The 12,509-nt window shown below is 72.1% G+C and carries 13 protein-coding genes; 6 read left to right on the plus strand and 7 right to left on the minus strand.

Annotation, left to right across the window (positions count from 1 at the left end; all coding sequences use genetic code 11):
• Positions 1 to 69 precede the first annotated feature (69 nt).
• A complete protein-coding gene (locus AB0I10_RS06130; RefSeq protein ID WP_363151125.1) occupies positions 70 to 807 on the plus strand; it encodes a hypothetical protein in 738 nt (245 codons plus the stop codon).
• Here AB0I10_RS06130 and AB0I10_RS06135 read toward each other — a convergent pair.
• The 5 genes from AB0I10_RS06135 to AB0I10_RS06155 all read right to left on the minus strand — a co-directional run bounded on the left by AB0I10_RS06135 (position 782) and on the right by AB0I10_RS06155 (position 6,797).
• Positions 782 to 1,531: a hypothetical protein gene (locus AB0I10_RS06135; RefSeq protein WP_363151126.1), complete on the minus strand. Its 750-nt coding sequence runs from the start codon at positions 1,529 to 1,531 to the stop codon at positions 782 to 784. The two genes, AB0I10_RS06130 and AB0I10_RS06135, sit on opposite strands and share 26 nt — an antisense overlap.
• A complete protein-coding gene (locus tag AB0I10_RS06140) occupies positions 1,528 to 3,297 on the minus strand; it encodes a phosphatidylglycerol lysyltransferase domain-containing protein (protein ID WP_363151127.1) in 1,770 nt (589 codons plus the stop codon). Before AB0I10_RS06140 ends, AB0I10_RS06135 begins: the two co-directional genes overlap by 4 nt.
• A 172-nt stretch (positions 3,298 to 3,469) precedes the next feature.
• The gene (gene cobT, locus AB0I10_RS06145) at positions 3,470 to 4,516 is read right to left on the minus strand and encodes a nicotinate-nucleotide--dimethylbenzimidazole phosphoribosyltransferase (RefSeq protein ID WP_363151128.1); all 1,047 of its coding nucleotides are present in this window, start codon (positions 4,514 to 4,516) and stop codon (positions 3,470 to 3,472) included.
• A 101-nt stretch (positions 4,517 to 4,617) separates the two neighbouring features.
• Positions 4,618 to 5,364, minus strand: coding sequence for a class I SAM-dependent methyltransferase (locus AB0I10_RS06150; RefSeq protein WP_363151129.1), 747 nt, complete (start codon positions 5,362 to 5,364; stop codon positions 4,618 to 4,620).
• Between the two features lie 62 nt (positions 5,365 to 5,426).
• On the minus strand, positions 5,427 to 6,797 hold the full coding sequence (locus tag AB0I10_RS06155; protein ID WP_363151130.1) for a bifunctional adenosylcobinamide kinase/adenosylcobinamide-phosphate guanylyltransferase: 1,371 nt from the start codon (positions 6,795 to 6,797) through the stop codon (positions 5,427 to 5,429).
• A 392-nt stretch (positions 6,798 to 7,189) separates the two neighbouring features.
• Between AB0I10_RS06155 and AB0I10_RS06160 the strand changes: the two genes are divergently transcribed.
• Positions 7,190 to 7,408: a hypothetical protein gene (locus tag AB0I10_RS06160; protein WP_363151131.1), complete on the plus strand. Its 219-nt coding sequence runs from the start codon at positions 7,190 to 7,192 to the stop codon at positions 7,406 to 7,408.
• A gap of 43 nt (positions 7,409 to 7,451) precedes the next feature.
• Here AB0I10_RS06160 and AB0I10_RS06165 read toward each other — a convergent pair whose 3' ends face one another.
• Both AB0I10_RS06165 and AB0I10_RS06170 read right to left on the minus strand, forming a co-directional pair.
• Positions 7,452 to 8,162, minus strand: coding sequence for a methyltransferase domain-containing protein (locus AB0I10_RS06165; protein ID WP_363151132.1), 711 nt, complete (start codon positions 8,160 to 8,162; stop codon positions 7,452 to 7,454).
• Between the two features lie 83 nt (positions 8,163 to 8,245).
• Entirely contained in the window at positions 8,246 to 8,842 is a 597-nt protein-coding gene (locus tag AB0I10_RS06170; protein ID WP_363151133.1) for a DUF3043 domain-containing protein, read from the minus strand.
• A gap of 282 nt (positions 8,843 to 9,124) precedes the next feature.
• On the opposite strand from AB0I10_RS06170, the gene AB0I10_RS06175 reads away from it, so the two are divergent.
• From AB0I10_RS06175 to AB0I10_RS06190, 4 genes are all read left to right on the plus strand, one after another.
• Positions 9,125 to 9,925, plus strand: coding sequence for a PspA/IM30 family protein (locus AB0I10_RS06175; protein WP_363151134.1), 801 nt, complete (start codon positions 9,125 to 9,127; stop codon positions 9,923 to 9,925).
• Positions 9,926 to 9,981: 56 nt separating this feature from the next.
• Positions 9,982 to 10,260 carry a hypothetical protein gene (locus tag AB0I10_RS06180; RefSeq protein ID WP_363151135.1) on the plus strand — a complete coding sequence of 93 codons (279 nt, stop codon included), beginning with the start codon at positions 9,982 to 9,984 and terminating at the stop codon, positions 10,258 to 10,260.
• Positions 10,261 to 10,414: 154 nt separating this feature from the next.
• Positions 10,415 to 11,677: a histidine kinase gene (locus AB0I10_RS06185; RefSeq protein WP_363151136.1), complete on the plus strand. Its 1,263-nt coding sequence runs from the start codon at positions 10,415 to 10,417 to the stop codon at positions 11,675 to 11,677.
• Complete coding sequence (locus tag AB0I10_RS06190) at positions 11,674 to 12,363, plus strand: response regulator transcription factor (protein WP_363151137.1); 690 nt, start codon at positions 11,674 to 11,676, stop codon at positions 12,361 to 12,363. Before AB0I10_RS06185 ends, AB0I10_RS06190 begins: the two co-directional genes overlap by 4 nt.
• Positions 12,364 to 12,509 lie beyond the last annotated feature (146 nt).

A 12,509-nucleotide genomic window follows, 5' to 3' on the forward strand; every position in this document is an offset into this window, starting at 1 on the left:
CCGGATGGTGCGTAATTGTCCCTACGGCATTGCCCTGACGACTGACGCGACACATGGGGAGCATGCGGGATGGGCCACTGGTGGTACCGCAACATCATCGAGCCGGGGAAGCTGCCGCTGCTGCTCGCCCTGGCGGCGTTCGTGCTGACCTTCCTCGTCACCCGTGCGATCACCCGGCTCATCCGTGCGGGCAAGGGCCCGTTCCGCGACATCACCTCGGGCGGCACACATGTCCACCATGTCGTCCCCGGCGTGGTCCTGATGGTCGTCGGGGGGTTCATCGCCCTCGCCGGCGGTGGCCGCGGCTTCGGCTCCGGCCTGGCGGCCGTGCTCTTCGGGATGGGTGTCGGCCTGGTGCTGGACGAGTTCGCGCTGATCGTCCATCTGGACGACGTGTACTGGACCGAGGAGGGTGCCAAGAGCGTCGAGATCGTCATTCTCACCGCCGCGCTGGTCGCCCTGATCCTCGGCGGCTTTCTGCCGTTCGGCGTCAATGAGCTGCGTCCGGACGAGTCCCGCGACCGCTTCACGGTCGTCCAGACCGTCGGCGTCAACTTCCTCCTCGCGGTGATCGCGCTCATCAAGGGGAAGGGCCGGATCGCCGTGGTCGGGGTGCTCGTGCCGTTCGTCGCGCTCTTCGGCGCCGTCCGGCTGGCCCGGCCCAATTCGCCCTGGGCCAGGCGCTTCTACCGTAACCGCCCCAAGGCGCGGGCCCGCGCGACGGTCCGCGCGTACCGCCACGACCGCCGCTGGTCGGGGCTCCGCCGCAAGGTCGAGCGCGTCATCGGCGGTGCTCCCAGCCGCTGACGCGCTGCGCGTCCCGCGGCTTGCGCTGCACGAGCTGCCACACCGCGCACAGCACCAGCACCACCAGCACCGCCGCGACATGTTCCTTGCCTGCCAGGTTGTTCTTGATGAACACCACCTCGAAGACCATCGAGGCCACCACCAGCGCACATGTCAGCCAGGCGCGATAGCGCCAGCTCACGAAGACGGCGAGACCCACCACGGCCGCCGACGGGCCGGTGTCGATGACATACGCATCCGAGTCGGGCAGCCCGATGGGGCTGTCAGGGCCGATCCAGATGCCGATCCGGGCGTACATCGTCCCGGCGAGTGTGGCGACGTAAGCGACCACCATCATCAGCCGCCAGCCCACACAGATCTCGGCGATACCGAAGACCACGAGGATCTGCGCCAGCGCGCCCCAGACCGGCAGATCCAGCGCGGGCACGAAAAGCGACAGCGGAGTGCGCAGCAGCGCCAGCCAGATGTGCTCGTCGGCCTGCACGGATCCGATGTTCTGGACCGGCTGATAACCCCAGGACTGATTCTGTACGAGCTGGAAGGCCGAGGTCAGGCACACCGCGGCGAGGGTCACCGGGATCGCCCGCAGTTTCTCCGTGACCAGCGCGGACCGCACCGTCCGCAGGAGCGGGCCCCACTCGGCCCGCGCGGCGCGACGCAGGACGGGTACCCTCCGCCGTCCCGGCGGCGCCACCTCCCGCCGCCCCGCCCCGCGCTCAGTCATCTCACGTTCTCCAGGTGCTTGCGGTTCAGCCATTTCGGCAGACCGGGTGCTTCGAGGAATCCCTCGGCGCGGGCGGCAGCTATTCCGATACGCAGCAAATCGGTGCTCTTTTCGAAGAGCATGTACCGGGGTTCCCAAATAGGGCGGTATTTCGCATTGGCGCGATAGAGCGATTCGATCTGCCACCACCGTGAGAAGAAGCTGAGCAGCGAGCGCCACAGGCGCAGCACCGGGCCCGCGCCGAGCCGCGATCCACGTTCGAAGACGGAGCGGAACATCGCGAAGTTCAGCGAGATCTGAGTGATCTCCACCTCTTTCGCGCGCTGGATCATCTCCAGGACCATGAACTCCATCAGGCCGTTCTCGGAATCCCGGTCGCGCCGCATCAGATCCAGCGACAGCCCCTTCGCACCCCAGGGGACAAAGCTGAGCAGCGCGCGCAACTCGCCCTTCTCGTCGGTGCATTCGAGCATCACGCACCGTCCGTCCCCGGGGTCGCCGAGCCGGCCGAGCGCCATGGAGAAGCCGCGCTCGGTCTCCCCGTCGCGCCAGTCGTCGGCCAGCCGCAGCAGCCGGTCCAGCTCCGGCGCCGGAATGTCCTCGTGGCGCCGGATACGGACGGTGTAGCCGGCCCGCTGGACCCGGTTGTACGCCTGCCGGACGGTACGCATCGCGCGGCCGCCCAGCGTGAACTCCTCGGTTTCCACGATCGCTTCGTCGCCGAGCTCCAGGGCGTCCAGGCCGTGCCGGGCGTAGATCGTGCCGCCCTCCTCACTCGCCCCCATCACGGCCGGCGCCCAGCCGTGCGCACGGGCCTCGGCCAGCCACTGCTCGATGGCGCCGGGCCAGGCCTCGGGATCGCCCAGCGGGTCGGCGGAGGCCAGCGACACCCCGCCGACGACGCGGTATGTGACCGCGGCCTTCCCGCTGGGGGAGAAGATGACGCTCTTGTCGCGGCGCAGCGCGAAGTAGCCCAGCGAATCACGGTCGCCGTGCCGCACCAGGAGGGCCCGCAGCCGCTCCTCGTCGTCCGCGGTGATCGGGTCGGTGCTGCGTACGGACCGGAACGCCGCCCACAGCACGGCCACCAGCAGCGCCGCGCTCAACACGTTGATGGCGACATTGACCCAGTTCGGGGTGTCGATCCCGGGGAACGCGCGGTCGTCGGCGGCCAGTGACACCAGTCGCATCACGCCGTAGCGCCAGCGCTGCATGAACGTTGCCGGCGCAGCCGACTCGGCGGACGCGTCCTGGGCCGTATTGGTGGCAGTGACCAGCAGCGCTGCCAGCAGCGAGGCGACCAGCAGCCCGCCGGCGGCGGTGACCGCGGCCAGCTTCGGATTGGAGCGGTCGCCCTTCGCGTAGAACTCCCGGCGTCCGACGACCAGCGACACGAAGAACAGCAGCGTCAGCGCCAGCGACACCCAGTTCTGCGCCTGCCCCCGGAACTCCGGCGCGGCCGCCAGCACAAAAGCGAACAGCAGCAGAAGCAGTCCGGACAGCAGCAGATTCAGAATCCACGCCGCGCGCTTGCGCCGCCGCAGGGTGACCGACAGGAACAGCGAGAAGGCGCCGGATGCGAAGCCCGCGGTGAGCAGATACGGGGTGAAGAACTCCTCGATGTTGTGCCGGCGGATGTCATTGCCGAACGACACCCAGACCGCACTCAGGAGGTTCACGAAGGTGACGATGCGCAGATACCAGACACCGAACGCGGCACCGCGCTGTGACCATGGGCCGCGGGGGCGGTCTTCATCCGGACTCAAGCGACTTCTCCCATAAAGCGTGATCTTATGGGGCGTCGCGGACGGTCCGGAATGAGCGTTACGTCGCGGTGTGACCCGCGAAACGGGTGTTACCCACGAGACGTAAAGGTGTTGCCACCAGCGCTCTTCCGATCACTCCGACCGGCCGCCGACCGCTACCGGTCGGCGCCGCTCAGTCGCGTACGGGCAGTTCTGCCGCCAGGGCCGCGGCCGCCTGCACCAATGGCAGAGCCAGCAGCGCCCCTGTCCCCTCACCAGCAGTGACGCCGTGGTCGAGCAGAGGGTTGAGCGCGATCCGGTCCAGAGCCTTCGCCTGCGCCGGCTCGCCGCTCGCCTGCCCGGCCAGCCACCAGTCCGGCGCCCGGAACGCCACCCGCTGCGCCACCAGCGCACAGGCCGCCGAGACCACCCCGTCCAGGATCACCGGCGTATGACGCACCGCGCTCTGCAGCAGGAAACCGGTCATCGCCGTCAGATCCGCGCCGCCCGTCGCGGCCAGCAGCTCCAACTGGTCGCCGAGCACCGGCCGGGCCCGCCGCAGTGCGTCCCGGACCGCCGCGCACTTGCGCATCCACGCCAGATCGTCGATCCGCGCACCGCCCCGCCCGGTGACCACCGAGGCATCCGTCCCGCACAGCGCGGCGATCAGCGTGCTCGCCGCCGTCGTGCCGCCGACGCTCAGATCGCCCAGCACCACCAGATCCGTGCCGGCGTCCGCCTCCTCGTCCGCGATGGCCATCCCGGCCCGGAACGCCGCCTCGGCCTCCTCGGCGGTCAGCGCGTCCTCGATGTCGATCCGCCCCGAACCCCGCCGCACCCGGTGCCGGGTGACCTCCTCGGGCAGCTCCTCCGGATCGCAGTCGACCGCCATGTCCACGACCCGCACCTGCGCCCCGGCGCCGCGCGCCAGCACCGCGGCCGGGCTCACCCCGTCCAGCACGGCCCGCACCAGGTCCTTGGTGCCCCCGGCCGGCCGGGCCGAGACGCCCAGTTCCGCCACCCCGTGATCACCGGCGAACAGCAGCAGCCGGGGCCGCTCGACGGGCTGCACGGGCACCCGCTCCTGCGCGGCGGCCAGCCACTCGCCCAGCTCGTCGAGCCGGCCGAGCGCACCCGGCGGCACGGCCAGCCGTGCCCGCCGCTCCTCGGCGTCACGGCGCACGCCGCCATCGGGGCGCTCGATCAAGTGGGCGAAGTCATCGAGGTTCAGGGCGCTCATTGGGCGCAGATTACCGTCAACTCAGCGCTGACAATGCGTCATGGTGCCGACGACCGGCGATCACGCTCCCCGCAGCCTGCGGCAGGGGGCGTCCGCACCACTTACCGCGCCGCGAACCGCACCTCGCACACCAGCGGCGTCAATCCGCGCAGCACCGGGAGGCGGCGATACGGGCCCGGCCGCACGGGGAGTTCACGCACCGCGACGATGCCGGGGTGCGCGCTCGCCACCCGCGGCAGATCGGCACGGTCCAGCCCCCAGCGCACGGGAGCGGGCCACCGGCCACCGGACAGTGCGGCGCCGCACCGGGCGAGCGCGGTCGACCGCCGCGGCGGCGCGTCGAAGACCAGCGCACCGCCGGGGAACCGCTCCGCGCAGGCCGCCAGCAGTGCTCGCACCGCGGGCGGTGACAGCCGCATCAGCACGCCGTGCGCCGTGACGATGACCCCGCGCTCCGGCTCCCGTACCGCGTCCAGCCAGCCATGATCGGTCGCGGCACGGGCGACCGTACGCCGCCGCGCCCCGTCCGGCAGCAGCATCCGGCGCACCGCGGCGGTCTCCGGCGGCTGCACCGTCAGCCAGTTCAACCGCCCGTTGTCCAGCCGCCAGAAGCCGGTACCGAGCCCCTCGCCGAGCGCGACCACCGTCGCCTCCGGGTGCCGATCCAGATAGGCGCGTACGGCGGCGTCGAAACACCGGGCGCGCGGGCCGGGGCCGGCGGCGGGAGGGTCCGGTTCCGCACGCACCGGCCGACCGGCCCGCGCCCGCGCCGCAGGGTGCGGGGCCGCCCCGGATCGCCGCGTTCGCCCGCCCGCCGGTTCGGCATCGGTCAGCTCGGATTCGGTCACTTCTCAAGAGCACCCGCCGCCGCGCCCCTGGGCAAGGGGACACGGGCTCCGCCGGGCCTGCGTCATCCACGCAGCGCAAGCGCCTGACCCGCGACCACCAGCAGCACCTGCTCGCACTCGGCGCCGAACGCGGCGTTCAGCCGCCCGAGTTCATCACGGAAACGACGCCCCGCAGCGGTCGCGGGAACAACGCCCGAGCCCACCTCGTTGCTGACCGCCACCACCGGCCGGTGCGTCGCCCGGACGGCCGCGACCAGCGCATCGGTCCGCTCCCGCAGCGCCCGCCGGCCATGCGCCTGCCAGGTCTCGTCGTCCCACGCCCCGACCTCGTCCATGGCATGCGTCAGCCACAGCGCCAGACAGTCGATCAGCAGCGGCGCCGCATCGGTGGACCGGCCGGCGCCCGGGTCGGGGCCGGGCCCCGCCACGTCCACGCCTGGCCGTCCGACATCGACGCCCGGCCTGCCGACATCCATGCCCGGCCTGCCGACATCCATGCCCGGCCTGCCGGCCTCCAGCAGCGGCACCAGATCGCAGGTCTCGGTGGTCCGCCAGCCGCTGGGCCGCCGCTCGCGGTGCAGCGCCACCCGCTCCGCCCACTCCACGTCGCCCTCCCGGGTGCCGCTGGTGGCCACGTACAGCACGTCCGGAAAACTCGCCAGCCGCCGCTCCGCCTCCGCCGACTTCCCGCTGCGCGCCCCGCCCAGTACGAGCGTGCGGCGCGGCACATCGGGCGGCGCGGAGGCCGCGCCGACAAGGGGATACTCGCCGGCCACCACCGTGCCGCCGTCCGGCACCGTGCGCGCGCCCGCCGCCGCGAGCCTGCGGTGCAGCTCGGGCCCCGGCGGCACCGTGTGATCGATATGCACGGCGACCACATCCGTCGCCGCGTCCACCGCCCCGCTCGCCCGCAGCCGGGCCAGCGCGTCCGGCCGCCCCAGGACGTCGAGCAGCACCAGGTCGTACGGGCCGCTGCCGCCCATCCGCTCGTATCCGCCGCTGTTCCCGTTGCCGAGCCCGGCCGGCGCCGCGCCCGGCGGCAGGTACAGCAGCCGCTGCCCGTCCACACCGCCGATCTCGTAGCCGGTACCGGGGATGTCCACGGCGATGGCCCGCACCCGGTGCCCGCCGAGCAGCGCCAGCTCCCGTCCGTCCGCGACCCGGCCCGGCGTCGGCAGCCCGGCCGGCACCTCCATGGCCGGCCCGTCGTGCGGGTGCGAGAGCAGTACCTGCCGCACGCCGGCCAGCGACTGGCCGGCCCGGGCGGCCGCGAAGGCGGGCCCCGGCGTGAGGTCGATGAGCAGCGCGCCGTCGATCAGCACCGCGGTCGCCGCCCGCGCCTCGCCGCCGACGGCGGTGGCACAGGCGGCGCACGGGCAGCCGGGACGCGGCAGCCCCTGCGGGGCCCCGGTGCCGAGGAGAGTCAGTTCCACCCGCCGATTTTCTCCTGTCCCGGTCCGATCAGCGCGCGGGGGGATGTCCCGACACGGCCGTTAGATGCGTGAGCGCGATCTCGGGGCTGTCCGGTGGGTCAGGGCCGGGCCCGCGGCGTCTGGCACGGCACCTCGCGGCGTTGCCGAATCATCCGCATAGCTCCGCTATGAGGACGCTCCGGCGCCTGGCGATGCTCCCCCGTAGCCCTGAACGGGCACGGGAGGTGCCCCCACCGCCAGACGCCGCGGCCTTTCCGACCCTGACCCACCGGACAGCCCCTAAGCTGCTGATCAGCACGGCAGCACAACACCGAGGGGCGCAGCAGCACGCAGACCGAGACGCGGCCCGCGGTGGCACAGAGACGTACTCGGTGGGAATCCAGGAGGCGGACATGGCGTGGACGTGGCGGTTCGAGAAGTCGGACGGTACGGAGGCGGCGCCCGCCGTCGAACCGGACGAGTTCACGACGCAGGGGGACGCGGAGTCCTGGATCGGTGAGGAGTGGAAGGCGCTGCTGGACGGCGGCGTCGACCAGGTCAGGCTCTTCGAGGACAGCACGGAGATCTACGCCGGGCCGATGAGCCTGCACGCGGCCGCGGACGAGGGCTGAACGCCGGGCGGCCGGGGCGCGGCGCACGCCATGCCCCGGCCGCTCAGCCCCGCACTCCGCACAGATGCAACAGCGCAGCCACCCCGCGATACGGATCCGTCCGCCCCGCCCGCTCCTCGGCGGCCAGCAGCTGCGTCAACTCCTCGGCGGATTCCGGGGCGTCGGCGTCCCCCGCGAGATCCGTGAAGACCCGGACGCCGTACCAGGTGTGCAGCGGCACGCCGATCCCGGCGAGGGTGGCGGTCAGAGCGTCCAGCCGGTCGGCCCGCACCCGCAGCCCGAGGCGGTTGGTGTAGTCGGGAGAGTCGAACGCCGCGAGCGCGGTGGCCCAGTCGCCGGACAGTCCGGGGCGCATGGCCAGCGCGTCGGCGTTGCGCACCACCAGCGACAGCAGCCCACCGGGCGCCAGCACCCGGGCCAGCCCGGCCAGCATCGGGTCGGACTGCGGCAGATACATCAGCACGCCGTGGCACAGCACGACATCGAACGAGCCGGGCACGAAGTGGACGCCGGTCTCCCGGCCGTCGCCGGCCATCAGCCGGACCCGCTCCTGGATGCCGGCCGGCTCCGAGGCCAGCGCGGTCCGGGCCGCCTCCAGCATCTCCGGATCGGATTCCAGCCCGGTGACCTGGTGGCCGGCCCTGGCCAGCCGCAGGGCCTGAGTGCCCTGCCCCGGGCCGACGTCGAGCACCCGCAGCCGCTGCCCGACCGGGAAGCGGCTCGCTATCTGCTCATCGAGCTGCCGCGCGACCAACTCCTGCCGGACGGAGTTGCGCAGACCGCTCAGCCCTCCCAGCCACTTGCCCGCCCCGCCGCGGAATCCGGACGGAGTGCCGCTCAGGGCCGCTCTCCGCGCTTGACCTGCGGCTTGGGCAGCCGCAGCCGGCGCATCTGGAGCGTGCGCATGACCGCGTAGGCCTTGACGCCCTTGGCGTTCTCGTTCGGGAAGCGTTCGCGCACCTGCTTGCCCAGGCGGACCCAGATGAGGACCGAGTCGAGCACGATCAGCACGATGATCACGAGCCAGAGCAGCAGCGCGATGGTCTGGATCTTCGGCACGCGAACCATGGTGAGCACCAGGATCACCACGGCCATCGGCAGGAAGAACTCCGCCACGCACCAGCGCGAGTCGACGAAGTCACGCGCGAACCGGCGCACCGGCCCCTTGTCGCGCACCGGCAGATAGCGCTCATCGCCGCTGGCCAGGGCCTCGCGCTGGCGGGCCATATCGGCGCGGCGGGCCTCCCGCTGGGCCTTGGCCGCGTCCTTGCGGTTGGTGGGCGTACTCGCACGGGACCGGCGCTGCGACTGCGCATCGCTGCGCTTCGGCGTCGGGCGGCCCTTGGGGGCCTGCGGGTCGCGGGGCTGCTGAGGCTGGTCCGCGGTCGCCTTGGCGGGCGCGGCCTGCTGATCCTTCGAACGGCTTCGGAACACAGACCCAATGTACGTGGTCGTCCGGTGTGGGCCACTGTCCGGCGGGAACGATCCGGCAACGGCACCGGTGTCGTACCGGGACAGAGCGGACGCCGGGACGGTCCCCCGGGCCCTCCCTACTCCCTGTAGGGGAGATGACGGCGGCCGCGATCGTCCTGCAGGAGGAGCGCATCCGGGTCTGAACAGTGCGGTAATGGAACCAAGGCCCGTACTGTGGGGTCTGTAGGTATGTGCTGGAGCCTAAGCCGATGTAACTCGGTCAGAAGGGGGCGCGCGAGGCCCATGAGCGATGGTGTCATGAAGCGGATGGGGATGATCTTCCGCGCGAAGGCCAACAAGGCCCTGGACCGGGCCGAAGACCCGCGCGAGACCCTCGACTACTCGTACCAGAAGCAGCTGGAACTGCTGCAGAAGGTGCGCCGCGGCGTCGCCGATGTGGCGACCTCCCGCAAGCGCCTGGAGCTGCAGCTGAACCAGCTTCAGGGCCAGTCCTCCAAGCTGGAGGACCAGGGCCGCAAGGCGCTCGCGCTCGGCCGTGAGGACCTCGCCCGCGAGGCGCTCTCCCGCCGTGCCGCGCTGCAGCAGCAGGTCACCGACCTGGAGACGCAGCACCAGACGCTGCAGGGCGAGGAGGAGAAGCTCACCCTCGCCTCCCAGCGCCTCCAGGCCAAGGTTGACGCCTTCCGCACGAAGAAGGAGACGATCAAGGCCACCTACACCGCGGCCCAGGCCCAGACCCGCATCGGCGAGGCATTCTCCGGCATCTCCGAGGAGATGGGCGATGTCGGCATGGCCATCCAGCGTGCGGAGGACCGGACCGCGCAGCTGCAGGCCAGGGCCGGTGCCATCGACGAGCTGATGGCGTCCGGCGCGCTGGACGACCCGTCCGGCATGGCCAAGGACGACATCGCCGCCGAACTGGACCGGCTGTCCGGCGGCACCGATGTCGAGCTGGAGCTGCAGCGGATGAAGGCCGAGCTCGCGGGCGGCCCGTCCGCCGGCAAGCAGGCCATCGAAGGCGGCCAGGCCGGCCAGGCCCAGCAGTCCCCGCCGCAGGACCAGCCGCGTTTCGACAAGCAGTGACGGCCGACGGCGGTTAGCCTCGCAGGGAGCGTCGGACCGGACCAAGGGAGATCGTCGTGATCGTACGGATCATGGGCGAGGGCCAGGTGAAGCTGGACGACAGCCATTTCATCGAGCTGAACAAGCTGGACGATGAGCTGCTCGAAGAGATGGAGAGCGGCGATGGTGACGGCTTCCGGCGCACCCTCGCGGCCCTGCTGGAAGCGGTGCGCCGACTGGGCACACCTCTTCCGGACGATTCCCTGGAGCCGTCCGAACTGATCCTGCCGACCGACGACGCGACCCTCGACGAGGTCCGCGAGATGCTCAGCGACGACGGCCTCATCCCGGGCTGACCACCTGCACAGCCCGCCCCCTCCAGCGCACAACGGCAGCGCCCCGGTCCCTTGTCGGACCGGGGCGCTACCGTTTGCTCTTGTGACCTCCCTCGACCCCGCACAGGCTGTGCCCATACAGGAAGTGCCCGGACCGGCTGTGCCGATACAGGCCGTGCCCCGCACCGGCCGCTTCCAGTGGCACCGGACGCATCCGCTCGCGTTCGACGCCGCCCTGGCGGTGGCCGTCTTCGCGGCGATCCTGTGCGGCTCGGTGGCCGAACCGCACGGCCCGCACGGCCCGCGCTTCGGCGAACGCCCGCTGCTGGCATCGACCGTGGTGCTGGCCGCCCTCGCCTGCACCGCCCTGGTCATGCGCAGACGGCTGCCCCGTACGGTCCTCGCCGCCACAGGGGCGCTGACCATCGTCGAGCTGGTCGTGGAGTCCAACGACCCGCGCGCCCCCGTGGCCGCGGCGTCCGTGATCGCGCTGTTCACCGTCGCCTCCCGCACCGACCGGCCCACGACCTGGCGGGTCGGCGCGCTCACCGTCGTCGTGCTGACCGCCGCCGCGATGCTCTTCGGGGAGCACCCCTGGTACGCCCAGGAGAACCTCGCGATCTTCGCCTGGACGGGCATGGCCGCGGCCGCGGGCGACGCGGTCCGCAGCCGCCGGGCCTATGTGAATGCCATCCGGGAGCGCGCCGAACGGGCCGAGCGCACCCGCGAGGAGGAGGCCAGGCGCCGGGTCGCCGAGGAGCGGATGCGCATCGCCCGCGAACTGCACGACGTCGTCGCCCACCACATCGCGTTGGTCAACGTCCAGGCCGGGGTCGCCTCGCATGTCATGGACAACCGCCCTGACCAGGCCAAACAGGCCCTGGCGCATGTCCGCGAGGCATCCCGCTCCGCGCTGGAGGAACTCCGCGCCACCGTCGGCCTGCTGCGCCAGTCCGACGACCCCAAGGCGCCCACCGAACCCGCACCGGGCCTCGGCGTCCTGGACCAGCTCGTCGACGGATTCGTGCGCGCCGGGCTCCCCGTCGACCTGGAGATCCCGCGGCCGTCCGGCGCCCTGCCCGCCTCCGTCGATCTCACCGCCTACCGGGTCGTCCAGGAGGCGCTGACCAACGTCCACAAGCACGCCGGCGAAGGGGCCCGCGCGACGGTCCGGATCATCCAAGCCGAGGACGTGCTGACGGTGACCGTCCTGGACGACGGGGCCGGCCGGGCCGGTGTGCCGCGCCAGCGCGGCGACCGGGCCGCCGCTGAGGCGTGCGAGCCGGAGGAGAGCGGCGGCGGGCACGGCCTGATCGGGATGCGCGAGCGGGTCTTCGCGCTGCGCGGCACGGTCGTGACGGGCCCGCGCGCGGCCGGCGGCTTCCAGGTGCGGGTCACCCTTCCACTTCAGGCCGTCCACACGGGGGAGACCGCATGACGACGATCAAGGTGCTGCTCGCCGACGACCAGACGCTGCTGCGCAGCGCGTTCCGCATCCTCGTCGACTCCGAGCCCGACATGCAGGTGGTCGGGGAGGCCTCGGACGGGGCCCAGGCGTACGAGCTGACCCGGTCGACGGGCGCCGACGTCGTCCTGATGGACATCCGGATGCCCGGTGTGGACGGTCTCGCCGCCACCCGCATGATCAGCGAGGACCCGGAGCTCACCGGCGTCCGGGTGGTCATCCTGACCACGTTCGAGGTCGACGACTATGTGGTGCAGTCGCTGCGGGCCGGCGCCAGCGGCTTCCTGGGCAAGGGCGCCGAGCCCGATGAACTCCTCAACGCGATCCGTATCGCGGCTGCCGGCGAGGCGCTGCTCTCCCCGGTCGCGACCAAGGGCCTGATCGCCAAGTTCCTTGCGCAGGGCGACAGTTCGGGCGACGGCGGGCCCGCCGGCCAGGGCGCCGAGCGGCTGTCGACGCTCACCGGCCGCGAGCGGGAGGTGCTCGTCCTGGTCGCCGGCGGCCTGTCCAACGACGAGATCGCCGCGCAGCTGGCGGTCAGCCCGCTGACGGTGAAGACGCATGTCAACCGTGCGATGGCCAAGCTCGGCGCCCGCGACCGGGCCCAGCTGGTGGTCATCGCGTACGAGTCCGGACTCGTACGCCCACGGGTGCAGTGAGGGTGGAGGCCCCGTACTCCGAACGCGGTACGAGCCCGGGCCTGAAACCGACCTGCGAGCGAGGAAAACAGGCCAGGGCATGGCCGAGGGTGTAGGTGGGCCTGTCGAGGCCCCGCCGACGTTTTCAGAACAGAAGAAGAGAGACC

Origin of the sequence: Streptomyces sp. NPDC050636 (genome assembly GCF_040654775.1) — a bacterium.
Classification (GTDB): Bacteria; Actinomycetota; Actinomycetes; order Streptomycetales; family Streptomycetaceae; genus Streptomyces.